General features: G+C 45.4%; 40 protein-coding genes. All 40 read left to right on the top strand.

The genetic code is table 11. The features are described 5' to 3' along the window. The first annotated feature begins 82 nt into the window (after positions 1-82). The 40 genes from GX348_06955 to GX348_07150 all read left to right on the top strand — a co-directional run bounded on the left by GX348_06955 (position 83) and on the right by GX348_07150 (position 22,847). Positions 83-325, top strand: coding sequence for a 50S ribosomal protein L7ae-like protein (locus GX348_06955; GenBank protein ID NLP41920.1), 243 nt, complete (start codon positions 83-85; stop codon positions 323-325). A gap of 89 nt (positions 326-414) precedes the next feature. Further along, positions 415-789, top strand: coding sequence for a 30S ribosomal protein S12 (locus GX348_06960; protein NLP41921.1), 375 nt, complete (start codon positions 415-417; stop codon positions 787-789). Positions 790-824: 35 nt separating this feature from the next. After that, entirely contained in the window at positions 825-1,295 is a 471-nt protein-coding gene (gene rpsG, locus GX348_06965; GenBank protein NLP41922.1) for a 30S ribosomal protein S7, read from the top strand. A 31-nt stretch (positions 1,296-1,326) separates the two neighbouring features. Next, positions 1,327-3,405, top strand: a complete 2,079-nt coding sequence (fusA, locus tag GX348_06970) for an elongation factor G (GenBank protein ID NLP41923.1) — start codon at positions 1,327-1,329, stop codon at positions 3,403-3,405. A 28-nt stretch (positions 3,406-3,433) separates the two neighbouring features. Then, positions 3,434-4,636 carry an elongation factor Tu gene (tuf, locus tag GX348_06975; GenBank protein ID NLP41924.1) on the top strand — a complete coding sequence of 401 codons (1,203 nt, stop codon included), beginning with the start codon at positions 3,434-3,436 and terminating at the stop codon, positions 4,634-4,636. A gap of 166 nt (positions 4,637-4,802) precedes the next feature. Continuing rightward, positions 4,803-5,114 (top strand): 30S ribosomal protein S10, encoded by a 312-nt coding sequence (rpsJ, locus tag GX348_06980; protein ID NLP41925.1) that lies wholly within the window; start codon positions 4,803-4,805, stop codon positions 5,112-5,114. A 15-nt stretch (positions 5,115-5,129) separates the two neighbouring features. Further along, positions 5,130-5,771 carry a 50S ribosomal protein L3 gene (rplC, locus tag GX348_06985; protein ID NLP41926.1) on the top strand — a complete coding sequence of 214 codons (642 nt, stop codon included), beginning with the start codon at positions 5,130-5,132 and terminating at the stop codon, positions 5,769-5,771. 39 nt (positions 5,772-5,810) lie between these two features. Next, on the top strand, positions 5,811-6,437 hold the full coding sequence (gene rplD, locus GX348_06990) for a 50S ribosomal protein L4 (protein ID NLP41927.1): 627 nt from the start codon (positions 5,811-5,813) through the stop codon (positions 6,435-6,437). Then, the gene (gene rplW, locus GX348_06995) at positions 6,437-6,724 is read left to right on the top strand and encodes a 50S ribosomal protein L23 (GenBank protein NLP41928.1); all 288 of its coding nucleotides are present in this window, start codon (positions 6,437-6,439) and stop codon (positions 6,722-6,724) included. Before rplD ends, rplW begins: the two co-directional genes overlap by 1 nt. A gap of 30 nt (positions 6,725-6,754) precedes the next feature. Beyond that, positions 6,755-7,585 (top strand): 50S ribosomal protein L2, encoded by an 831-nt coding sequence (gene rplB / locus GX348_07000; GenBank protein ID NLP41929.1) that lies wholly within the window; start codon positions 6,755-6,757, stop codon positions 7,583-7,585. Between the two features lie 68 nt (positions 7,586-7,653). Then, complete coding sequence (rpsS, locus tag GX348_07005) at positions 7,654-7,935, top strand: 30S ribosomal protein S19 (GenBank protein NLP41930.1); 282 nt, start codon at positions 7,654-7,656, stop codon at positions 7,933-7,935. A gap of 21 nt (positions 7,936-7,956) precedes the next feature. Further along, positions 7,957-8,289, top strand: coding sequence for a 50S ribosomal protein L22 (rplV, locus tag GX348_07010; GenBank protein NLP41931.1), 333 nt, complete (start codon positions 7,957-7,959; stop codon positions 8,287-8,289). A gap of 22 nt (positions 8,290-8,311) precedes the next feature. Further along, positions 8,312-8,980, top strand: a complete 669-nt coding sequence (rpsC, locus tag GX348_07015) for a 30S ribosomal protein S3 (GenBank protein ID NLP41932.1) — start codon at positions 8,312-8,314, stop codon at positions 8,978-8,980. Further along, positions 8,980-9,435: a 50S ribosomal protein L16 gene (gene rplP / locus GX348_07020; protein NLP41933.1), complete on the top strand. Its 456-nt coding sequence runs from the start codon at positions 8,980-8,982 to the stop codon at positions 9,433-9,435. The genes rpsC and rplP overlap by 1 nt, the downstream gene beginning before the upstream one ends. Continuing rightward, positions 9,425-9,628, top strand: a complete 204-nt coding sequence (gene rpmC / locus GX348_07025) for a 50S ribosomal protein L29 (protein NLP41934.1) — start codon at positions 9,425-9,427, stop codon at positions 9,626-9,628. The genes rplP and rpmC overlap by 11 nt, the downstream gene beginning before the upstream one ends. Before the next feature lie 51 nt (positions 9,629-9,679). Continuing rightward, on the top strand, positions 9,680-9,937 hold the full coding sequence (gene rpsQ / locus GX348_07030) for a 30S ribosomal protein S17 (protein ID NLP41935.1): 258 nt from the start codon (positions 9,680-9,682) through the stop codon (positions 9,935-9,937). Positions 9,938-9,967: 30 nt separating this feature from the next. Beyond that, positions 9,968-10,336 (top strand): 50S ribosomal protein L14, encoded by a 369-nt coding sequence (gene rplN / locus GX348_07035; GenBank protein NLP41936.1) that lies wholly within the window; start codon positions 9,968-9,970, stop codon positions 10,334-10,336. 17 nt (positions 10,337-10,353) lie between these two features. Then, entirely contained in the window at positions 10,354-10,689 is a 336-nt protein-coding gene (locus GX348_07040; protein NLP41937.1) for a 50S ribosomal protein L24, read from the top strand. A 26-nt stretch (positions 10,690-10,715) separates the two neighbouring features. Continuing rightward, positions 10,716-11,255 carry a 50S ribosomal protein L5 gene (gene rplE / locus GX348_07045; GenBank protein NLP41938.1) on the top strand — a complete coding sequence of 180 codons (540 nt, stop codon included), beginning with the start codon at positions 10,716-10,718 and terminating at the stop codon, positions 11,253-11,255. 13 nt (positions 11,256-11,268) lie between these two features. Continuing rightward, positions 11,269-11,454, top strand: coding sequence for a type Z 30S ribosomal protein S14 (locus GX348_07050; GenBank protein ID NLP41939.1), 186 nt, complete (start codon positions 11,269-11,271; stop codon positions 11,452-11,454). Between the two features lie 22 nt (positions 11,455-11,476). After that, the gene (gene rpsH, locus GX348_07055) at positions 11,477-11,875 is read left to right on the top strand and encodes a 30S ribosomal protein S8 (GenBank protein NLP41940.1); all 399 of its coding nucleotides are present in this window, start codon (positions 11,477-11,479) and stop codon (positions 11,873-11,875) included. A gap of 30 nt (positions 11,876-11,905) precedes the next feature. Beyond that, entirely contained in the window at positions 11,906-12,454 is a 549-nt protein-coding gene (rplF, locus tag GX348_07060) for a 50S ribosomal protein L6 (protein NLP41941.1), read from the top strand. Between the two features lie 25 nt (positions 12,455-12,479). Further along, positions 12,480-12,848 (top strand): 50S ribosomal protein L18, encoded by a 369-nt coding sequence (gene rplR, locus GX348_07065; GenBank protein ID NLP41942.1) that lies wholly within the window; start codon positions 12,480-12,482, stop codon positions 12,846-12,848. A gap of 17 nt (positions 12,849-12,865) precedes the next feature. Then, entirely contained in the window at positions 12,866-13,366 is a 501-nt protein-coding gene (gene rpsE / locus GX348_07070; GenBank protein ID NLP41943.1) for a 30S ribosomal protein S5, read from the top strand. A 12-nt stretch (positions 13,367-13,378) separates the two neighbouring features. Then, on the top strand, positions 13,379-13,564 hold the full coding sequence (gene rpmD, locus GX348_07075) for a 50S ribosomal protein L30 (GenBank protein NLP41944.1): 186 nt from the start codon (positions 13,379-13,381) through the stop codon (positions 13,562-13,564). A gap of 15 nt (positions 13,565-13,579) precedes the next feature. Continuing rightward, positions 13,580-14,020 (top strand): 50S ribosomal protein L15, encoded by a 441-nt coding sequence (gene rplO / locus GX348_07080; protein ID NLP41945.1) that lies wholly within the window; start codon positions 13,580-13,582, stop codon positions 14,018-14,020. Beyond that, a complete protein-coding gene (secY, locus tag GX348_07085) occupies positions 14,021-15,277 on the top strand; it encodes a preprotein translocase subunit SecY (GenBank protein NLP41946.1) in 1,257 nt (418 codons plus the stop codon). 14 nt (positions 15,278-15,291) lie between these two features. Then, positions 15,292-15,939: an adenylate kinase gene (locus GX348_07090; GenBank protein ID NLP41947.1), complete on the top strand. Its 648-nt coding sequence runs from the start codon at positions 15,292-15,294 to the stop codon at positions 15,937-15,939. Between the two features lie 2 nt (positions 15,940-15,941). After that, positions 15,942-16,688 carry a type I methionyl aminopeptidase gene (map, locus tag GX348_07095; GenBank protein NLP41948.1) on the top strand — a complete coding sequence of 249 codons (747 nt, stop codon included), beginning with the start codon at positions 15,942-15,944 and terminating at the stop codon, positions 16,686-16,688. An 11-nt stretch (positions 16,689-16,699) separates the two neighbouring features. After that, positions 16,700-16,984: a 50S ribosomal protein L14 gene (locus GX348_07100; GenBank protein ID NLP41949.1), complete on the top strand. Its 285-nt coding sequence runs from the start codon at positions 16,700-16,702 to the stop codon at positions 16,982-16,984. Between the two features lie 25 nt (positions 16,985-17,009). Then, positions 17,010-17,228, top strand: a complete 219-nt coding sequence (gene infA / locus GX348_07105; GenBank protein NLP41950.1) for a translation initiation factor IF-1 — start codon at positions 17,010-17,012, stop codon at positions 17,226-17,228. Positions 17,229-17,277: 49 nt separating this feature from the next. Further along, entirely contained in the window at positions 17,278-17,391 is a 114-nt protein-coding gene (gene rpmJ, locus GX348_07110) for a 50S ribosomal protein L36 (GenBank protein NLP41951.1), read from the top strand. A gap of 22 nt (positions 17,392-17,413) precedes the next feature. Next, positions 17,414-17,785: a 30S ribosomal protein S13 gene (gene rpsM, locus GX348_07115; GenBank protein ID NLP41952.1), complete on the top strand. Its 372-nt coding sequence runs from the start codon at positions 17,414-17,416 to the stop codon at positions 17,783-17,785. A gap of 22 nt (positions 17,786-17,807) precedes the next feature. After that, positions 17,808-18,200, top strand: coding sequence for a 30S ribosomal protein S11 (gene rpsK / locus GX348_07120; protein ID NLP41953.1), 393 nt, complete (start codon positions 17,808-17,810; stop codon positions 18,198-18,200). Between the two features lie 27 nt (positions 18,201-18,227). After that, positions 18,228-18,860: a 30S ribosomal protein S4 gene (gene rpsD / locus GX348_07125; GenBank protein NLP41954.1), complete on the top strand. Its 633-nt coding sequence runs from the start codon at positions 18,228-18,230 to the stop codon at positions 18,858-18,860. 62 nt (positions 18,861-18,922) lie between these two features. Then, positions 18,923-19,882, top strand: coding sequence for a DNA-directed RNA polymerase subunit alpha (locus GX348_07130; protein ID NLP41955.1), 960 nt, complete (start codon positions 18,923-18,925; stop codon positions 19,880-19,882). A 14-nt stretch (positions 19,883-19,896) separates the two neighbouring features. Next, positions 19,897-20,235 carry a 50S ribosomal protein L17 gene (gene rplQ, locus GX348_07135; protein NLP41956.1) on the top strand — a complete coding sequence of 113 codons (339 nt, stop codon included), beginning with the start codon at positions 19,897-19,899 and terminating at the stop codon, positions 20,233-20,235. Between the two features lie 124 nt (positions 20,236-20,359). Next, positions 20,360-21,193, top strand: a complete 834-nt coding sequence (locus GX348_07140; GenBank protein NLP41957.1) for an energy-coupling factor transporter ATPase — start codon at positions 20,360-20,362, stop codon at positions 21,191-21,193. Then, positions 21,184-22,044, top strand: coding sequence for an energy-coupling factor transporter ATPase (locus tag GX348_07145; GenBank protein ID NLP41958.1), 861 nt, complete (start codon positions 21,184-21,186; stop codon positions 22,042-22,044). The genes GX348_07140 and GX348_07145 overlap by 10 nt, the downstream gene beginning before the upstream one ends. Next, positions 22,044-22,847 (top strand): energy-coupling factor transporter transmembrane protein EcfT, encoded by an 804-nt coding sequence (locus tag GX348_07150; GenBank protein ID NLP41959.1) that lies wholly within the window; start codon positions 22,044-22,046, stop codon positions 22,845-22,847. Before GX348_07145 ends, GX348_07150 begins: the two co-directional genes overlap by 1 nt.

Raw genomic sequence — 22,847 nt, forward strand, 5'->3', positions numbered from 1 at the left:
ACATTGACTTACGGTAATGTTAAGATATTAAAGTGCCTTGAGAGAATTGGATTTGTTTGTTAATTAAGGAGTGTACCGAATGATGTTCGAGACGCTGAAAACTGCCAAAAAAGTAATAGGCGTTAAGCAAACAACCAAAGCTGTTGAAAAGGGATTAGCTTGCGTTGTCTATGTAGCGCAAGATGCTGACAGCAGAGTAACTCAGCCGCTGAAAGAACTGTGCAGCCGAAAGGGTGTAAAGTTAGAATGGGCGTCAAGCAAAGTCGAACTAGGCAAGGCTTGTGCCATTGAAGTGAGCGCTGCGGCGGTAGCTGTTCTGAAGTAGCTAACAATCGTTAAATATTTTGTCTCCTTCTAAAGAGTGAGGCAGAATTTTTAATAATAAATTTCGATGTTTGGGAAGGAGGTGTCGTAATGCCGACAATTAACCAATTGGTCCGCAAAAGCAGAACTGTTCTGGAAAGAAAATCCACTGCGCCGGCGTTGAAAGAATCGCCGCAAAAGCGTGGTGTTTGTACAAGGGTATACACTAGCACTCCGAAAAAACCTAACTCAGCACTTCGTAAAGTGGCGAGGGTTCGTCTGACAAATGGTATTGAGGTGTCTGCTTACATCCCTGGTATTGGTCATAACTTACAGGAACACTCTGTTGTTCTTATCAGAGGTGGCAGGGTTAAAGACTTACCTGGTGTTCGTTATCATATTATCCGTGGTGCGCTTGACACTGCTGGTGTTCAAAACCGTAAGCAAGCCAGATCCAAATATGGCAGCAAGCGTGCGAAAAAGTAGCTTTTAATTGTAGTTTTGTTTAAAGGAGGGATAATATGCCAAGAAAAGGTCCTGTACCTAAGCGTGATGTGTTACCGGATCCGGTGTACAATTCGAAACTTGTTACCAGATTTATCAACAAGGTTATGCTTGATGGTAAAAAAGGTGTTGCTGAAACTATCGTTTATGAAGCGTTTGATATTATCCGGGCTAAAACCGGTAAAGATCCGTTGGAAGTATTCGATGCTGCGCTTAAGAATGTTATGCCAGTGCTCGAAGTTCGCGCTCGCCGTGTAGGTGGTGCTAACTATCAAGTGCCGGTTGAAGTTCGTCCGGATCGTCGTTTATCGCTAGGAATTCGCTGGCTGGTAAACTACACAAGATTGCGCGGTGAAAAGACAATGCGTGAAAGATTGGCGGCTGAACTTTTAGATGCGGCCAATAATACTGGAGCGTCGGTTAAGAAAAGAGAAGATACCCATAAAATGGCTGAGGCAAACAAAGCATTTGCTCATTACCGTTGGTAATTTAGAGAATGCAGTGTAAGGAGTGATAATGGTGGCCAGAAAGTTTCCTCTCGAAAGGACAAGAAACATTGGCATCATGGCACACATTGACGCCGGCAAGACCACTACAACCGAACGCATTCTGTTTTATACTGGTAGAGTACACAAGATTGGTGAAACGCATGATGGCGGTGCCACTATGGACTGGATGGTGCAGGAACAAGAGAGAGGGATTACAATCACTTCTGCTGCAACTACAGCTCAATGGAAAAACCATCGTATAAACATTATTGATACACCAGGGCACGTGGACTTTACTGTTGAGGTAGAACGCTCGCTTAGAGTGCTTGATGGCTCTGTGGCCGTATTTTGCGCCAAGGGTGGTGTTGAACCGCAATCAGAAACGGTTTGGCGTCAAGCTGATAAATACGGGGTGCCCCGTATGGCGTATGTTAACAAAATGGATATACTCGGCGCTGATTTTTATCGCGTTGTTGATATGATGAAAACCCGGCTGGGTGCGAATCCAGTGCCTATTCAACTTCCGATTGGTTTTGAAGATACTTTTAAAGGTATCGTTGATTTAGTTGAAATGAAGGCAATCATCTATACCGATGATCTTGGTAAAACTAGCGAAGAAACTGAAATTCCGGAAGATATGATGGAGAATGTTGAGCTCTACAGACAAAATCTGTTGGACGCTGTAGCTGAAAGTGATGACGAGCTTATGATGAAGTACCTCGAAGGTGAAGAGCTCACTAAAGAGGAAATTAAAGCCGGTATCCGCAAAGCTACCATTGCCTGCAAAATGACTCCGGTAGTATGTGGCTCATCTTACAAAAACAAAGGTGTTCAGCCGCTTCTGGACGCAGTTGTTGAATACATGCCTGCTCCGACTGATATTGCGGCGATTAAAGGTGTGCATCCTGACACTGGTGAAGAAGATGAGCGTGATTCAAGCGATGATTTACCGTTCTCAGCGTTGGCTTTCAAAATCATGGCTGACCCTTATGTTGGTAAATTAGCTTTCTTCAGAGTTTACTCTGGTACACTGAGCTCCGGATCGTATGTATACAACTCAACTAAAGGCAAAAAGGAACGCATTGGCCGTATCCTGCAGATGCACGCTAATCACCGCGAAGAACTTGATATTGTTTACTCCGGTGACATTGCTGCAGCCGTTGGTCTGAAAGATACAACTACCGGTGACACTCTGTGCGATGACAAAAACCCGATTATTCTTGAATCCATGGTCTTCCCGGAACCGGTTATCTCGGTAGCTGTTGAACCGAAGACTAAAGCTGACCAAGAAAAAATGGGCATTGCGCTGGTGAGGCTGGCAGAAGAAGATCCTACTTTCCGGATGAGTACTGACAAAGAAACTGGTCAGACCATCATTGAGGGCATGGGAGAATTGCATCTTGAGATTATTGTTGACCGGATGTTAAGAGAGTTCAAAGTGGGTTGCACTGTTGGTAAGCCGCAGGTTGCTTATCGTGAAACAATCCGCAAGGCTGTCAAAGCTGAAGGTAAATTTGTTCGTCAGTCTGGCGGTCGTGGTCAATATGGTCACTGCTGGCTGGAAATCGAACCGCAAGAACCGGGCCAAGGTTTCGCTTTTGAAAACAAGGTTGTCGGCGGTGCTATTCCGAAAGAATACATCGGACCAATCGAAAATGGTGTTAAGGAAGCTATGGAAAACGGCGTTGTAGCCGGTTATCCAATGGTTGATATTAAAGTCACCGTATATGACGGTTCGTACCATGATGTTGACTCCTCGGAAATGGCGTTTAAGATTGCCGGTTCAATGGGCTTTAAAGCCGGTGCGCAAAAGGCAAGCCCGGTACTGTTAGAACCATATGTAAAGGTTGAAGTGACTGTTCCGGAAGAGTACATGGGGGATGTTATCGGCGACCTTAACTCCCGCCGCGGACGTATCGAAGGCATGGAACCGCGCAATGGCCTTCAAACCATTAAGTCGTTCGTTCCGCTTTCCGAAATGTTCGGATATGCAACTGACCTTCGTTCCAAAACTCAAGGCCGTGGCAACTACTCCATGGAATTTGATCACTATGAAGAAGTGCCTAAGAACATCGCTGAAGCGATTGTCACAAAAGTAAAAGGCGCATAAATAAGGATATTAAGGAGGCAAATAAACAATGGCTAAAGCTAAGTTTGAAAGAAACAAACCCCACGTAAACATTGGTACTATCGGTCACGTTGACCATGGTAAAACTTCTCTTACCGCTGCTATCACTATGACTCTTGCTAAGCATGGTGGTGCTCAATTCATGGCATATGACCAGATTGACAAAGCTCCTGAAGAAAGAGAACGCGGTATTACAATTAATACCTCTCACGTAGAGTATGAAACTGATAACCGCCACTATGCACACGTTGACTGCCCGGGCCATGCTGACTATGTTAAAAACATGATCACCGGTGCTGCTCAAATGGACGGCGCTATCCTGGTCGTAAGTGCTGCTGACGGCCCGATGCCGCAAACTCGCGAGCACATTCTTCTTTCCCGTCAGGTAGGCGTGCCTGCAATGGTAGTATTCCTTAACAAAGCTGACCTTGTTGATGATGCTGAACTTATGGAATTAGTTGAAATGGAAGTTCGCGAGCTGCTTTCCAGCTATGACTTCCCTGGCGACGACATTCCTGTAATTACCGGTTCTGCTGTAAAAGCTCTTGAGTGTGGCTGCGCTACCAAAGAATGCGAATGGTGCGGTAAAATCCTTGATCTGATGGCTAAAGTTGACGAATACATTCCTACTCCTGAGCGTCCTACCGATAAGCCGTTCTTGATGCCTGTTGAGGACGTATTCACTATCACTGGCCGTGGTACTGTTGCAACTGGCCGTGTTGAGCGTGGAACTGTTAAAGTTGGTGAAACTGTTGAAATCGTTGGTATGGCTGAAAAAGCTAAATCCACAGTTGTAACCGGCGTTGAAATGTTCCGTAAACTTCTTGATTCAGCTGTTGCTGGCGACAACATCGGTGCTCTGCTCCGTGGTGTTGAGCGTAAAGAAATCGAGCGTGGCCAAGTTTTGGCCAAGCCTGGCAGCATTAAGCCGCACACTAAATACAAAGCCGAAGTTTACGTACTGACTAAAGAAGAAGGCGGCCGTCATACTCCGTTCTTCTCCAACTACCGTCCGCAGTTCTACTTCCGTACAACTGACGTTACCGGTGTTGTAAATCTTCCTGAAGGCGTAGAAATGTGCATGCCTGGCGACAACATTCAAATGCATATCGAACTTATCACTCCGATTGCAATTGAAGAAGGTCTCCGTTTCGCTATCCGCGAAGGCGGTCGTACCGTTGGTGCTGGCGTTGTAACAGAAATCGAAGCATAATTACTGCTGAATTTAGCAGGTTGATCTAAAGGTAGGGGCGGCCTCCGGTCGCCCCTATAAAAAAGTTTGTTTCAAATGCGATGACGTGGAAGGTTGCCTTGAAACAAGGGGGAAATTTCCACGGAGAAATGTCCGCTCTAGAAACGGGCGATAAGGAGGAAACACAATGGCTAAACAACAAAAAATCAGAATACGCCTTAAGGCGTATGACCACAAGGCGCTTGATCAAAGTGCCGTAAGAATCGTAGAAACCGCCAAAAGAACTGGCGCGTTAGTTTCCGGGCCAATTCCGCTTCCAACCGAAAAGAATATCTTTACTATCCTGCGTTCGCCGCATGTTAATAAAGATTCTCGGGAACAGTTCGAGATGCGCACTCATAAACGTCTAATCGATATTCTTGAACCCACATCCAAGACGGTTGATGCCCTGATGCGTCTGGATCTTCCGGCTGGTGTGGATATCGAAATCAAGCTGTAGGAGGAGGTGGCGATAATGGCAAAAGGAATTTTAGGTAAAAAGCTTGGTATGACTCAAATTTTTACTGAAGAAGGCAAAGTAATTCCGGTTACAGTAATTGAGGCCGGCCCGAATGTAGTAGTGCAAAACAAAACTGTTGAAACTGATGGATATAATGCGGTGCAATTAGGTTTTGGCACTGTTAAAGATAAAAAGGTTACCAAACCGCAAAAAGGACATTTCGCCAAAGCAGGTGTAAAACCTGTGAAATTTATCCGCGAAATGCGTCTGCCCAGCGCGCCTGAGTTCACTGTCGGCCAAACCATTGGTGTTGACACCTTCAGTGCAGGTGAACTGATCGATGTAGTTGGTACTGCAAAAGGTAAAGGCTTTGCCGGCGGTATTAAACGGCATAACTTTAGACGCGGACCAATGGGCCACGGTTCGAAATCGCATCGTGAGCCAGGTTCAATCGGACCTATGACTAGCGGCGGTGGCGGTAAAGTATTTAAAGGCAAAAAATTGCCTGGCCGTATGGGCGCTCATCGTGTTACTATTCAACGTCTAAGCATTGTAAGAGTAGATGCTGAACGTAACCTAATGCTTATCAAAGGCGCAGTTCCCGGACCAAAAGGCGGCTTTGTTGTTATAAAAAGTACCGTAAAGCCTAAAAAATAGGTTCGGCTGATTTCGAACATCGAAAGGAGGATGTGCTATATGCCGAAAGTAGCAGTATATGATATCACCGGTAAAAAATCCGGTGAAATGGAGTTAAATGATAACGTTTTTGGCGTAGAAGTAAATGAAGCTGTACTGCATCAAGCAGTTGTTATGCAGCTTGCAAACCAACGTCAAGGCACAGCTGCAACTAAGACAAGAGGTTTTGTTCGCGGCGGTGGCAGAAAGCCTTGGAGACAAAAAGGCACTGGCCGTGCTCGTGCAGGCAGCATTCGTTCACCATTATGGGTAGGTGGTGGTACGATATTCGGACCGCAGCCCCGTTCGTATGCATTCAGCATGCCGCGTAAGGTTCGCCGTTTGGCTCTTAAATCGGCTTTAACCGCAAAAGTTGAAGGTGGAGAAATGTTTGTTGTTGAAAATATCGACTTCGACGCTCCTAAAACAAAAAATGTGGTTAAAATGATGGCTGATTTTGATGCAGCTGATAACAAAGCTTTAATTGTTACCGCTGAAACACTTGAAAATGTTGAGAAATCATCTCGCAACATTCCTGGGGTTAAAGCAACTACTTCCGCTGGTCTGAACGTATATGATCTTTTGTATCATGATAAAATCTTCATTACAAAAGATGCAATCTCCAGAATTGAGGAGGTGCTTGCATAATGGAAAATCCACGTGACGTACTGATTCGTCCGCTTATTACTGAAAGAACCGCTAGCTTGATGGAGGATAACAAATATACTTTTGTAGTTCCGCTCAAAGCTAACAAGGTTGAGATTCGTCAAGCGGTAGAACAAGTTTTCAAAGTAAAAGTTCTCGACGTTAACACTATTCGGGTTATGGGCAAGACCAAGCGCATGGGCCGTACCCAAGGCAAGCGTCCGGACTATAAAAAAGCCATTGTTAAACTGGCTCCCGGCGAACGTATTGAGTTCTTTGAAGGTGTGTAGCCTTAAATTAGAGAAGAAGGAGGAGCTCTTATGGCAGTAAAAAGCTTCAAGCCGTATTCTGCTGGCCGAAGATTCATGACAGTAGCTAGTTTCGACGAAATTACTACTGATAAACCTGAACGCTCGCTTGTTGAAAGACTTCAAAAGCATGGCGGACGGAATCAGCAGGGCCGCATGACTGTACGCCATCAAGGCGGTGGTCATAAGCGTCTGTATAGAATTATTGATTTTAAAAGAAACAAAGACGGTATTCCCGCAAAAGTTGCCACTATCGAGTATGATCCTAACCGTTCTGCTCGGATTGCCCTTTTAAATTATGCTGATGGTGAAAAACGTTATATTTTAGCTCCGGAAGGACTAAAAGTAGGAACCACCGTTATGAGTGGTCCAGAGGCTGATATTAAAGTCGGCAACGCTCTGCAGCTTAAAAACATTCCGGTTGGTACATTGCTTCATAACATTGAGATGAAAATCGGCAAAGGCGGCCAAATGGTTCGTTCGGCCGGTGCTGGCGCTCAGTTGATGGCAAAAGAAGGCGATTATGCACTTCTTAGACTGCCTTCCGGTGAACTTCGCAAAGTTCATGTAAACTGTAAAGCTACAATCGGCCAAGTTGGCAATCTGGAGCATGAAAACATCACTATCGGCAAAGCCGGTCGTGCACGTTGGTTGGGCGTTCGTCCTGCAAACCGCGGTGTATCTATGAACCCGATTGACCATCCGCATGGCGGTGGTGAAGGTCGTTCACCTGTCGGTCGTAAACATCCTGTTACTCCTTGGGGTAAAGTTGCTATGGGGGCTAAAACCCGTAAGAAAAAAGCTTCAGATAAGCTTATTGTTAAACGCCGTAATAAAAAGTAATTGTTTATTTAAGCCGGCCTGAAATAATGGCGGCTTAAAATAAGCAATGATCGAAGGGAGGCTGTACAGTGTCCAGATCAATTAAAAAAGGACCTTATGTGCATGAAAGCTTGCTTAAAAAGATAGAAGCCATGAACGAAAAGAATGAGAAGAAAGTTATTAAGACCTGGTCCCGCAGCTCGACAATTCTCCCCAGCTTTGTTGGTCATACAGTTGCCGTTCACGACGGACGTAAACATGTACCGGTATATATTACCGAAGACATGGTAGGACACAAATTGGGCGAATTTGCACCGACCCGTACCTATAAAGGTCACAGCGGATCAGAAAGATCCACCTCACTGAGATAGTCGCTGAAAGGAGGCTAATATATGGAAGCCAAAGCAGTTGCTAGACACATCCGCATTGCACCGCGCAAAGTCCGTATTGTTATTGATCTTATCCGCGGTAAGAATATCGGAGAAGCATTTGCTATTTTGAAACATACGCCGAAAGTTGCGTCTGAAGTTTTAGAAAAAGTGCTTAAATCGGCGGTAGCCAATGCAGAGCATAATTATGACATGAATGCTGACAAACTTTATGTTGCTGCTGCATATGTTGACCAAGGACCGACACTTAAGCGCATTCATCCTCGGTCACGTGGCCAAGCATTTAAAATTTTAAAGCGCACCAGTCACGTAACCCTTGTTGTAAAAGAAAGATAACTGGTGAAGGAGGGAAACAAAAGTGGGTCAAAAAGTTAATCCGCATGGTCTGCGTCTTGGTATTATTAAAACATGGGATGCCAAGTGGTATGCTGACAAAGACTATGCAGCAAATCTGCATGAAGACTTAAAACTCCGTAAATATATTAAAGCAAAGCTTTTCACATCCGGTATTTCTAAAGTTGAAATAGAGCGGGCTGCTAATCGCGTTAAAATTAATATCCATACTGCTAAGCCTGGTATGGTAATCGGCCGCGGCGGCTCAGGTATTGAAGCACTTAAAGCCGGTTTGAAAAAACTTTCAGATAAGCATATTGATATAAATATCGTTGAAGTAAAACAAGCTGAACTAGATGCAACCCTGGTTGCTGAAAATATCGCATCTCAATTGGAAAGACGTATTGCTTTCCGTCGGGCGATGAAACAATCCGTTAGCCGTACCATGAGAATGGGCGCTAAAGGAATTAAAGTAATGGTCGGCGGTCGTTTGGGCGGAGCTGAAATTGCCCGTTCCGAAAGCTATCGCGAAGGAAGTATTCCTCTTCACACTTTAAGAGCCGACATTGATTATGGCACTGCTGAAGCTCACACCACCTACGGCCGTATCGGTGTAAAAGTTTGGATCTATAAGGGTGAGGTTCTGCCTGAAGCGAAGAAAACCGCTGCTGCCGTGGAAGGGAGCGAAAAGTAATGCTACTGCCGAAAAGAGTAAAACACCGTAAACAGTTTCGTGGACGTATGAAAGGCAAAGCTAATCGAGGCAATACCGTATCGCATGGCGAATTCGGTCTTGTCGCATTAGAGCCAGCTTGGATTACAAACCGCCAGATTGAGGCAGCCCGTATTGCTATGACTCGTTATATCAAACGTGGCGGTAAAGTCTGGATTAAAATATTCCCTGATAAGCCGGTTACTGCAAAACCTGCCGAAACTCGTATGGGTAGCGGTAAAGGATCACCCGAATACTGGGTAGCTGTAGTTAAGCCAGGCCGCGTTATGTTCGAAATGGATGGAGTAAGCGAAGAACTAGCTAGAGAAGCTATGAGACTTGCCGCTCACAAACTTCCGATCAAAACCAAGTTTGTTACTAAGGAACAAACAGTTGCGGCGCAAGATAAAGTGGGTGGTGAAGTAAATGAAGGCTAAAGACATTCGCGATATGAGCGCAAGCGAGCTTGCACAAAAGCTTGTTGGACTCAAAGACGAGTTATTTAACCTCAGATTCCAGCTTGCTACCGGCCAACTGGAAAATCCAATGCGGATCAAAGAAGTCAAAAAGACCATTGCCCGCGTAAAGACTATCCAGCGTGAGCAGGAACTGAAAAGCCGCAAGGCGTAATATTCGTTCTTAGGATAAAAGATAGTAAGAACGGAAGGAGGCAAATAGGACGTGAGCGAAAGAAATGAGCGTAAAACCCGTATAGGTAAAGTGGTTAGCAATAAAATGGAAAAGACGGTTGTTGTAGCTGTAGAGCGTCTCGTACGTCATCCGCTGTATAACAAGTCTATAAAGAATACTGTTAAGTTTAAAGCCCATGATGAGCAGAATGAATGTCGTGAGGGCGACACTGTTGAAATTATGGAAACTCGTCCGCTGTCTAAAGATAAGCGCTGGAGAGTCGTGGAGATTCTTGAAAGAGCAAAATAGGACTGGATCGGCTACAAAGGAGGGATAAGAATGATCCAACAGCAGTCAATGCTGAAAGTTGCTGACAATACTGGTGCTAAAGAAATTATGTGCATACGGGTATTGGGCGGTTCGTTCCGCAGATATGCCAACATCGGAGATGTCATCGTAGCTTCTGTTAAAAGTGCAACACCCGGTGGCGTGGTCAAGAAAGGCGACGTAATTAAAGCAGTAGTCGTTCGTTCCCGCAAGGGTCTACGCCGTCCGGACGGTTCATATATCCGTTTCGACGAGAATGCTGCAGTAATTATTAAAGAAGATAAAAGCCCCCGCGGTACACGTATATTTGGGCCAGTAGCGAGAGAACTGCGTGAAAAAGACTATATGAAGATTATCTCGCTGGCACCGGAAGTAATCTAAGGTAGGAGGTGTCCGGAATGCTAGTTAATAAACTGCATGTTAAGAAGGGCGACAATGTAGTTGTTTTATCCGGTAAGGATAAAGGCAAAAAAGGCAAAGTTATCGAAGCTATGCCCAAGAAAGGCAAAGTTGTCGTTGAAGGCGTTAACAAAGTAAAACGTCATACCAAACCAAGCCAGTCAGTTCCTCAAGGCGGCATCATCGTAAAAGAAGCGCCGATTAACTCGGCTAAAGTTATGCTGGTGTGCCCAGAGTGCAATAAGCCAACCCGTATTAAGAAGACTCCTCTGGCTAGCGGAGCAATGGCTAGAACTTGCAAACACTGTGGCGAAATCGTTGATAAAGATAAATAATCGCGCGGAAAGGAGGTAACTACCGCATGGACAGATTAAAAGAAAAATATCTAAATGAAGTAGCTCCTGCTTTAATGAAAAAGTTTGGCTACGCAAACGTAATGGAAATCCCTAAGATTGAAAAAGTCGTTCTGAACATGGGCGTGGGTGAAGCTGTCGGCAACCCGAAAGTGCTTGACGCCGCAGTAGCTGACATGACCCAAATCTCTGGTCAAAAGCCTGTTATAACCCGCGCGAAGAAGTCGATTGCAGCATTTAAGATTCGTGAAGGTATGCCGATTGGGGCGAAAGTTACCCTGCGCGGAGAGCGCATGTACTTTTTCCTTGATAAGCTGTTCAACATTGCGCTGCCCCGTGTACGCGACTTCCGTGGCGTAAGCCCGCGTGCATTTGACGGTCGCGGCAACTATACTTTAGGGGTAAAAGAGCAACTGATATTCCCTGAAATCGATTATGATAAAATCGATAAAATTCGTGGTATGGATATCATCATCGTTACCAATGCGAAAACCGATGAAGAGGCTCGCGAATTACTGAAACTTATGGGAATGCCATTCAGCGCGTAAAGGAGGGACAGTTGTGGCCAAAAAGGCAATGATTCAAAAATGGGCCAAAGAACCGAAGTTTAAAGTACGTCGTTACAATAGATGTAAAGTTTGCGGACGTCCGCATGGCTATCTTCGTAAATTCGAAATGTGCCGTATTTGCTTTAGAGAACTGAGCTACAAAGGTGCCATACCAGGGGTTACCAAAGCTAGCTGGTAGAAACAGGAAGGAGGTATGTTCAATGGTAATGACCGACCCAATTGCTGATATGCTAACCCGTATTCGCAATGCTAATTCGGTTTATCACGATAAAGTAGAAATACCGGCCTCTAAAATTAAGCAGGCTGTTGCTGAAATGTTGAAACATGAAGGCTTTATCAAAGATTACGAATTAATTAAAGACGATAAGCAGGGTGTATTGCGGATATCTTTAAAATATGGACCCAATCGTGAAAAAGTAATCACAGGCATTAAGCGTATTTCCAAACCGGGACTTCGTGTGTATGCAAAGAATGATCAAATTCCTCGCGTACTTGGTGGTCTTGGAGTTGCCATCATTTCGACTTCGAAAGGAATCATGACTGACAAGCAAGCTCGTAAAGAGGGTCTTGGCGGCGAAGTAATGGCCTACGTTTGGTAAGTTGACTTTTTTGAGCTAGGAGGTGCACATATGTCGAGAATTGGTAGGATGCCGATTGCTATCCCTGCTGGTGTAACAGTAAAGCTGGATGGCAATGTGCTATCGGTTAAAGGCCCTAAAGGCGAGCTAACTCGTGAACTTCCCAAGGAAATGATTATTGAAATTGAAGATAACACTATCCTTGTGAAACGGCCTTCCGATGAAAAAGAACACAGATCACTGCACGGTTTAACCCGTACATTAATATCAAACATGGTTGTCGGAGTAACTGAAGGTTTTAAAAAGACGTTGGAAATCGTTGGCGTAGGTTACAGGGCAGCTAAACAAGGTACTAAACTCGGATTGACTCTTGGTTTTTCACATCCGGTTGAAGTTGTACCGCCCGCAGGTGTCACAATTGACGTTCCAGCTCCCAACAAAATCGTTATATCGGGTATCGATAAAGAAGTTGTTGGGCAATTGGCCGCTCAAGTTCGTGGCTTTAGAGAACCGGAACCTTATAAAGGTAAAGGTGTTAGATACGAGGGCGAACGCGTTCGCCGCAAAGTTGGTAAAGCCGGCGGTAAAGGTAAGAAGTAAGATTTAAGCGAAAGGAGTGAATACCTTGCTTCGTAAGGATAACAAGAACGCAGCACGCCAAAAGCGTCATTACAGAATGCGCCGTAAAGTCGTTGGCACTGCTGAAAGACCACGCCTGAATGTATTTCGCAGCTTAAGCAACATCTATGCGCAAATTATCGACGATGTGTCAGGCACTACGCTTGTAGCAGCCAGCACAATGGATAAAGACATTCGTGAATCCGTTGAATACGGTGGAAATATCGAAGCAGCTAAGGTCGTTGGCGAGGCTATCGCTAAACGGGCATTGGCAAAAGGAATCAATCAAGTAGTATTTGACCGCGGCGGATATATCTACCATGGTCGCGTAGCTCAGCTTGCAGAAGCAGCACGTGAAGCAGGGCTGAAATTCTAGGAAAAGGAGGTAAGGTAATGGCCAGAATTGATTACTCAACTCTTGAACTTAAAGAAAAAGTTGTATTTATTAATAGAGTTGCAAAGGTTGTAAAAGGCGGACGCCGTTTCTCATTCAGCGCTTTAGTGGTTGTTGGTGATGAAAATGGTCATGTCGGCTACGGTTTAGGCAAAGCATCTGAAGTTCCTGAAGCTATCAGAAAAGGTGTTGAAGATGCTAAGAAGAATCTTATTAAGATTCCTATTGTTGGAACTACTATTCCTCACGAAATTACCGGCATTTTCGGCGCAGGCAAAGTGCTCTTGAAGCCGGCCTCAGAAGGTACTGGTGTTATAGCAGGCGGTCCTGTTCGTGCCGTACTTGAGCTTGCAGGTATTCACGACATTCTGACTAAATCCTTAGGATCATCAAATGCTAACAACATGGTGCGCGCTACTTTCAAAGGTCTGGAACAGCTGAAACGGGCTGAAGAGGTTGCTGCACTTCGTGGTAAAACTGTTCAGGAACTTTTGGGCTAAGGAGGTAACATCATGGCAAAATTCAAAATCACCCTTACCAGAAGCCTGATCGGCAGACCTGAAGACCAGCGTGCTACTGTAAAGGCTTTGGGTTTAGGAAAAACAAATAGTTCAGTTGTACAAGATGATACTCCCGTAATCCGGGGTATGATTCGTAAAGTAGAACATCTGGTTAAGGTAGAAGAAGTACAAGACTAGTAAGGAGGTGCTACTATGAAATTACACGATTTAGCTCCAGCACCCGGTTCGAAGAAAGTTCGTACTCGCGTTGGCCGGGGAATAGGATCTGGTCTTGGCAAAACTGCAGGCAAAGGTCATAAAGGTCAAAATGCTCGTGCAGGTGGTGGGGTTCGTCCAGGATTTGAAGGCGGCCAAATGCCACTTTACCGCAGACTTCCTAAACGCGGTTTTACTAATATACATGCCAAAGAATATGCTGAAGTTAACGTAGAGCAGCTTAACCGTTTTGAAGACGGCGCTGTTATCGATCCGGTTGCGCTTATTGAAGCCGGAATCTTAAAAAACGTGCTTGACGGTGTACGTATATTGGGTAATGGCGAACTGACTAAATCTGTAACCGTAATAGCTAACGGTTTCACCAAGTCGGCAGTTGAGAAAATTACAGCTGCGGGCGGAAAAGTTGAGGTGATCTAGGTGCTTTCAGCCCTGTCCAACATACTCAAGATAACTGAGCTCAGACAAAAGGTTATATTCACCCTGGCTATGTTCGTAGTATTCAGGTTCGGTACCCATATCCCCGTCCCTGGGGTAAACGCCGCAGTAATTGAACAACTCTTCACCTCAGGCAACTTGTTTGGCCTCTTAGATTTGTTCTCCGGCGGTGCGCTGAGCAAGTTTTCAATATTCGCAATGAGTATTACGCCCTATATCAATGCTTCTATTATCATGCAGCTTTTAACGGTTGTAGTACCGAAGTTTGAGCAGTGGGCCAAAGAAGGCGAAGAAGGGCGAAAGAAGATTACCCAGATCACCCGCTATGGCACAGTGTTGCTAGGTTTTATTCAGGCGATAGGTATGGCTTTAGGGTTAAAAGTAGCTGTTATTAATCCGAGCATTGGCTCATATCTGCTAATTGCTTTATCTTTGACGGCCGGAACTACATTCTTGATGTGGTTAGGCGAACAAATTACAGAGAAAGGTATCGGCAACGGTATTTCACTTATCATTTTCGCCGGTATCGTATCGAGCCTGCCAAGCGGTATTTATAAGATTTATCAATACGTTTCAGCAGGTACGATTAGTTGGTTTAATGTTTTACTGTTCACGATAATTGCGGTAGCGATGATTGTTTTCGTAATTGCTATCCAACAAGGTCAGCGCCGTATTCCTGTTCAATATGCGAAACGCGTTGTTGGCCGTAAAATGTATGGTGGTCATTCCACCCATATTCCGCTTAAAGTCAATCAAGCGGGTGTTATTCCGATAATCTTTGCGTCATCCGTGCTAATGTTTCCGGTAACTATTGCCCAGTTTATTGATGTGTCCTGGGTAAAAACGGTGGCAGGCTGGTTTGAGTGGGGAACACCGCTGCAGACATCTCTGTATGCGCTCTTTATTATCTTCTTCACTTACTTCTATACTGCGGTTACCTTAAACATATCGGATATGGCAGAGAACATGAAAAAGCACGGTGGTTTCATTCCAGGTCTCCGGCCCGGTAAACCAACCGCCGATTATTTGGACCGCGTTATGACCAGAATTACCCTTGCCGGTGCAATATTCCTGGCGCTGATTGCGATATTGCCAAACTTTGTTGCGTGGGCAACTAACATTCAAGGGGTATATTTTGGCGGCACCGCCCTGTTAATTGTGGTAGGCGTGGCCCTTGATACTATGAAACAAATAGAAGCACTCGTATTGATGAGGCACTATCAAGGCTTTATGAAATAGGGAGGTTAGCTGTCATGTATATCCTACTGATGGGGCCTCCTGGGGCCGGAAAAGGCACTCAGGCGGCTGAATTAGTAAAAAGGTTTAACATTCCCCACATTTCGACTGGTGATATGTTTCGAGCAGCAGTCAAGGATCAGACTGAACTGGGTAAGAAGGCCAAAGCATTCATGGATGCCGGGCAGCTCGTACCTGATGAAGTAACTATCGGGATTGTAAAAGAGCGCCTGGCTAAACCAGACTGCAAAGCAGGTTTTATTTTAGACGGTTTTCCCCGTACTGCCGAGCAGGCAGATGCTCTTAGCATTACGCTCACAGACCTTGACATAACCCTTGACCGGGTTATTAACATCACTGTTCCGGCTGAAGATTTAATAAGTCGGATAACCGGACGGCGAATCTGTAAGGCCTGCGGCGCAACTTACCATGTTGTTTTCAATAGATCAAGTATTGAAGGCAAATGTGACAAGTGCGGCGGCGAAATTTATCAGCGTGATGATGATCGGGAAGATACGGTCAAAAAGCGTTTGGATGTCTATAGCGCTCAGACAGAACCGTTAATTAACTACTACCAAGATAAAGGTCTTTACACCGAAATCGACGGACGCCAGCCAATTGAAAAAGTATTGGAAGATATTATTGGTAGTCTGCGAGGCGCGTAAGTATGATAATCCTTAAGTCAGACAGGGAAATTTCTTATATGCGTGATGCGGGTAAAATCGTAGCTGAAACTTTGGCGGAACTTAAGAAAGCGGTTAAACCGGAAGTAACAACACTGGAACTGGATAGAATCGCCGAAGAATATATAACGAAACGTGGCGCTGTTCCTACTTTTAAAGGATACAACGGTTTCCCAGGGAGTATCTGCGCTTCTGTAAATGAAGAGGTCGTTCATGGTATCCCAGGACTAAGAAAGTTAAAAAATGGAGATAATGTTAGTATTGACGTTGGCGCACTTATAAATGGCTATAATGGTGATGCGGCAATTACTGTCGGCGTCGGCCAGATTGATGATGAAGTTCAAAAACTGTTAGATGTTACCGAACAGTCACTTTATCAGGGAATTGAAAAAGCTATTGCCGGCAATCGTCTATATGACATATCCCATGCAATTCAGACGTACTCCGAAAAGTTTGGTTTTGGTGTTGTGCGCGACTATGTCGGGCACGGCATCGGCCGGAGTATGCATGAAGATCCTCAGGTACCCAACTACGGGAATCCCGGTCGCGGCCCACGCTTAAAATCCGGTATGACACTTGCAATAGAGCCGATGATAAACCTGGGCACACATGAGGTAAAAACGCTGAGTGATAACTGGACAGTTGTTACACTTGATGGCAAACGTTCAGCCCACTTTGAACATACCATTGCCATTACAGGTGATAAGCCGGAGATTTTGACCAAGTTGTAGGAGGCACATCAGTGTCGTTACGGAGAATAGAGATTGGCCAGCTTGTTAAAAGCGTCGCCGGGCGAGACACCGACCATATCTATATGGTTATCGGTTTTATCGAACCAAACTATGTTTTGCTCACTGACGGCAAAGAACGCAGTGCTGCCAAACCCAAGAAGAAGAATATCCGGCATATAAATGTTCTAAATTCTATTGCAAAAGATGTGGCGGAAACGCTGAAAACCGGCGCTCAGGTGACTGACGAAGACATTCGCCGCACCATCACATCTTTGTGTGCACCGGATAATATGTGAGAAGCGGACGAGGAGGGAGATACTCGTGTCCAAACAAGACGTAATCGAGGTTGAAGGTACGGTTATCGAGGCTCTGCCCAATGCAATGTTCCAGGTAGAGCTGGAAAACGGGCACGTCGTACTGGCGCATGTTTCAGGTAAAATCCGCATGAATTTCATTCGCATTTTACCTGGCGATAAAGTCACTATAGAACTTACGCCATATGACTTAAAGCGCGGCCGTATTACCTACCGTTTCAAATAGCTACTTGCGGCAGCTGAGGAGCCGCATCACAAAAAGGAGGGCATAGCAAATGAAAGTGAGACCTTCGGTCAAGCCCATTTGTGAGAAATGCAAGGTAATTAAGCGCAAAGGAAATATAATGGTAATTTGCGAGAATCCCAAACATAAGCAAAGACAAGGCTAGAGATTAGGGGGGTGGACAATAGATGGCACGTATTGCCGGGGTAGATTTACCTCGTGATAAACGAATTGAAATCGCTTTGACATATATTTTTGGTATCGGCCTTACTTTTTCAAAGCAAATATTAGCTGCTACCGGGATCAATCCTGATACGCGGACTCGCGATTTAACCGAGGAAGAAGTTTCTAAACTGCGTGAGTACATCGACAAGAATTACAAAGTCGAAGGCGACCTGCGCCGTGAAGAGTCACTTAACATTAAGCGGCTTATCGAAATCGGTTCATATCGTGGAAGACGTCACCGCATGGGCCTTCCTGTACGCGGTCAGAACACAAAAACCAATGCCCGTACGCGTAAAGGTCCGAAGAGAACAGTCGGCGGTAAGAAAAAGAAATAAAGCGTAAAGGAGGGACGTAAAGTTGGTAGCAAAAAGAGTTGTTAAACCGAAAAGAAGAGAACGTAAAAATATCGAATCTGGCGTAGCCCATATTCGTTCAACATTCAATAATACAATTGTTACAATTACCGATACTAAAGGTAATGCCCTGTCATGGGCAAGTGCCGGCGGACTTGGTTTCAGAGGTTCGCGTAAAAGCACACCGTTTGCTGCGCAAATGGCAGCTGAAACTGCTGCAAAAGCGGCAATGGAACATGGCCTGAAACAAATCGAGGTTTATGTAAAAGGACCTGGATCCGGTCGTGAAGCCGCAATTAGATCTCTGCAAGCAGCTGGTTTGGAAGTAAATCTTATTAAAGACGTTACACCAATCCCGCATAATGGCTGCCGTCCGCCTAAGCGGAGAAGAGTATAATAGGATTTTGGGAGGTGTTTAACGAGAATGGCAAGATATATTGGACCTGTTTGTAGACAATGCCGCCGCGAAGGTGCTAAATTGTACCTAAAAGGCGATAGATGCTATAGCGATAAATGCGCATTTTCCAAACGTGGCTATGCGCCTGGCCAACATGGTCAAGGCCAAGCCCGTAAGAAAGTTTCTGAATACGGCTTACAGCTTAGAGAAAAACAAAAAACACGCCGTGTTTACGGTATCCTGGAACGTCAATTCCGTGCATACTTTGATAAAGCTGAACGTCAAAAAGGTATTGCTGGCGAGAACCTGCTTGTTCTGCTCGAAAGAAGACTGGACAATGTAGTTTTCCGAATGGGCTTTGCAGGCAGCCGTACCCAAGCCAGACAGCTTGTACGTCATGGCCACTTCCTGGTAAACGGTCGTCGTGTAGACATTCCGTCTTACTTGGTAAAACCAGGCGATCTCATTGTTGTGGCTGAAGCTAGCAAAGAGTCACCTTTAATCAAGGAAATCGCTGAAAACGCCGGTCATAAGACTGTTGCAGCCTGGCTGGAAGTATCAGCGCAAGATATGAGCGGTAAAGTACTGCGCTACCCCACCCGCGAGGAAATTGATACCCCGATTCAAGAGCATCTTATCGTTGAATTGTACTCCAGATAATACACCCTCAGCCGTGGGTATAGCGTAACTTAGTAGTGCGCAAAGAGGAGGGTCTTTCCAGAATGATCGAAATCGAAAAACCGAAGATCGAAGTAGTGGAAGTAAGTGAAGACAGCCGTTACGGCAAATTTGTCTGCGAGCCTTTGGAGCGCGGCTATGGTACTACCCTGGGCAACAGCCTGCGGCGTATTCTTTTGTCGTTACTGCCCGGCGCAGCTGTAACATCTGTCAAGATTGACGGCGTGCTCCACGAATTTTCCACTATTCCGGGTGTTCGGGAAGACGTTACCGACATTATTTTGAACTTGAAAGAATTGTGCCTAAAATCATACACTGATGAAACAGTAGTCTTACGGGTAGAGTGGACCGGCGAAGGCGAAGTCACTGCAGGTGACATAGTCACCGGGCCAGATATTGAAATTCTAAATCCCGAACTGCATTTGGCGACTGTCGCTGACGGCGGCACGCTCAATATGGAAATTACTGTTGAACGCGGCCGCGGTTATGTACCGGCTGATAAGAACAAGAGACCTGATCATGTTATCGGGGTCATCCCTGTCGATTCCATTTTTTCACCCATTCTAAGAGTTAATTACCAGGTTACGGATACGCGTGTCGGTAACGTTACAGATTACGACAAATTAACGCTGGAAGTATGGACTGACGGCAGTATGAGACCCGAAGAGGCAGTTAGTAAGGCTGCAGGTATTATGGTGGCTCATCTTAAGCTGTTTCAAAACATGGCCGGGAGCCCTCCGGAAGAAGACGGCGCTGAAGGAACCTTTACCGAGGCGCCTGAAGAGAGCGGTTCAAAAACAATGGAAATGACTATTGAAGATTTGGATCTCTCGGTGCGTTCCTATAATTGCCTGAAGCGGGCCGGTATTAATACCGTCGCTGAACTTGTCCAAAGAACAGAAGAAGACATGATGAAAGTGCGTAACCTTGGCCGCAAATCCCTTGACGAAGTCAAGAAAAAGTTGCACGAACTTGGGTTATCACTGACAGAATACGAGGAGTAAGGGGAGGGAAGAGTATGGCCTACAGAAAGTTAGGACGTGACACTAGCGCAAGAAAAGCGCTGTTTCGCAGCATTTTGACTTCCTTCTTTCAACACGAGCGAATTGAAACAACCGAGGCTAAAGCCAAAGAAATCAACGGTCTTGCCGAGAAAATGATTACCTTGGCTAAGCGTGGCGATCTGCATGCTCGCCGTCAAGTTTTAGCAGAGCTCATGGATGAAGAAGTTGTAAAAAAATTATTTGACGAAATTGCACCTAAATATGCTGATCGTCAAGGCGGTTACACCCGTATCCTAAAACTGGGACCACGCCGCGGCGATGCTGCGCCTATGGCAATATTAGAACTGGTGTAATGCAAAAAAGGCGGCCATGTGGTCGCCTTTTTTATGATAATTGAAATAATAAATCCGTTTCCGGTTAAAAGGTTCAAGGTTCATAGGAGATTATTTATAGAACTCTTAAAATGAGGTATTGCGCATGGGAGAGTTTATCAGTATTGAAAATTTGTGTCACTCCTTCAAGACACCTGAAGGTGGGGAGTTTAAGGCACTTGATAATATAAATCTTACAATAAGTCAAGGTGAATTTGTCGCAGTTATTGGCACAAACGGGTCAGGCAAATCAACACTGGCGAGGCATTTGAATGCCCTTTTGCTGCCCACTGCCGGCAAGTGCCGCATAAAAGGCCTGGACACAACAGTAGCCGAACATCTATGGCAGATTAGACAGACAGTAGGGATGGTTTTCCAAAACCCAGACAATCAGATAGTAGCGGCAGTCGTTGAGGAAGATGTAGCTTTCGGACCTGAGAACTTAGGTGTTGAGCAAGCTGAAATCTGCCGGCGTGTAGAAACGGCGCTGGCAAGTGTCGGTATGACAGAGTATCGGTATCATGCGCCGCATTTATTATCAGGCGGGCAAAAGCAGCGCGTAGCCATTGCTGGCGCGCTTGCGATGCATCCAGAATGTCTTGTCTTGGACGAGCCAACTGCCATGCTTGATCCGGTTGGCCGTGAAGAGGTGCTGACTACTGTTTGTCGGCTTAATAAAGAAGATAAAATGACTATAGTCTATATAACTCATTTTATGGAAGAAGCAGCCGCAGCAGATACGGTAGTAGTTGTGGATAAAGGCAAGGGCGTGATGCGCGGCACTCCTAATGAAGTATTTAGAAACGCTAAAGAATTAAAGAACATGGGGCTCGACGTGCCGTTAGCAGCCGATTTGGCATATCGCCTCAAAAACCAAGGGCTCAATTTGCCTGATGGCATTGTAAATGAGGACGAATTGGCGGTGGCGCTATGTCGATAATTTTAGATAACGTAGCCTATACGTATATGCCTGATACGCCCTACGAACGAATCGCAATTAAAAATATTAACCTGGAAATTAAGCCAGGTGAATTTGTTGGTATTATCGGCCACACAGGATCAGGAAAATCGACGCTTGTTCAGCACTTAAACGGTCTGTTACAGCCAACATCAGGCGTTATAACTGTGGACGGAGTAGATATTAATAAAAAATCCTCGCAGGCTAGAGAGGCCAAGCGTAAAGTGGGGATGGTATTCCAGTATGCCGAACACCAATTGTTCGAAGAAACTGTCTATGACGACATTGCCTTTGGCCCGCGCAATTTAGGCATTGATGAGGATTTAGTAGAGCGCCGGGTTCAGCAGGCTATGGAATTTGTCGGGCTTGATTTTGATACTTTCAGCAAGCGCTCACCGTTTAATTTGAGCGGCGGCCAAATGCGCCGCGTAGCCATTGCCGGGGTTATTGCTCTTAACCCTGAGTATCTCATTTTGGATGAGCCTTCCGCCGGTCTCGATCCTAAAGGCCGCGATGAAATATTTCAGCAAATCCAGGAGTTATTTAACGCTACTGGCATCGCTGTTGTGTTAGTCTCACACAATATGGAAGATGTCGCAAAATTGGCTACGCGCATGATAGTAATGAATAAGGGTGAAGTTAGCCTCAACGGCGCGCCGCGTGAAATATTTAGAAATAGCCGGGATAAACTTAAATCTGCCGGTGTTGATATTCCAAATATAACGGCCTTTATGCGCCGGTTGAAAGAAACCGGGCTTAGTGTTGATGACGATATTCTTACGGTAGAAAGTGCTACAGAGGCTATCATCACTGCGGTAAGGAGGCGAGGCTAGTGCTCTCTAATATTACACTAGGGCAATATTACCCTGGAAATTCAGCATTGCATAAGCTCGATCCACGTACCAAGATTTTGCTTACGACAACTTTCATCAGCAGTATTTTTCTGGCCCAAAGCTATTTAGGTTACTTGGTGTTAACTGCCTTTGTCGTTATGACAATAGCAATTTCGCGCATTCCTTTTAAGCTGATACTGCGATCAATTAAGCCGCTCTGGATTATTGTTGCTTTTACGCTGGGCATTCATATGCTGACAACACCTGGGACAGAAATGTATGCCTGGGGGATAATTTCAATAACCAAGGAAGGCTTAAGGCAGGGACTGATGATGTCGGCCCGGCTGATATATCTTATCATTATCTCATCGCTACTGACTTTCACAACCTCGCCCATTGCCCTTACTGACGGGATTGAAATGCTGCTTCGGCCTTTAAAAAAGATTGGTGTTCCAGCCCATGAACTAGCTATGATGATGACTATCGCCCTTAGGTTCATCCCAACCCTCTTAGAGGAAACGGAGCGGATAATTAAGGCGCAATCGGCGCGTGGTGTAGATTTCCAGTCCGGCAATATCTTAAAGCGGGCGAAAAATATGGTTCCAATATTAGTGCCGCTTTTTATCAGCGCATTCCGGCGAGCCGATGAACTGGCAACCGCAATGGAAGCCCGGTGCTACCGCGGCGGCGAAAACCGCACACGCATGAAGCAGCTTGCTGTTACTAGCCGCGATTATTTGGCCGGCGGGGTTTTGGTGGTACTGCTTATTATATTAATAGCCTTACGGTTTTATGGTGGTTAG

The sequence above is a fragment of the Veillonellaceae bacterium genome (assembly GCA_012523975.1).
Taxonomy (GTDB): Bacteria; Bacillota; Negativicutes; order JAAYSF01; family JAAYSF01; genus JAAYSF01.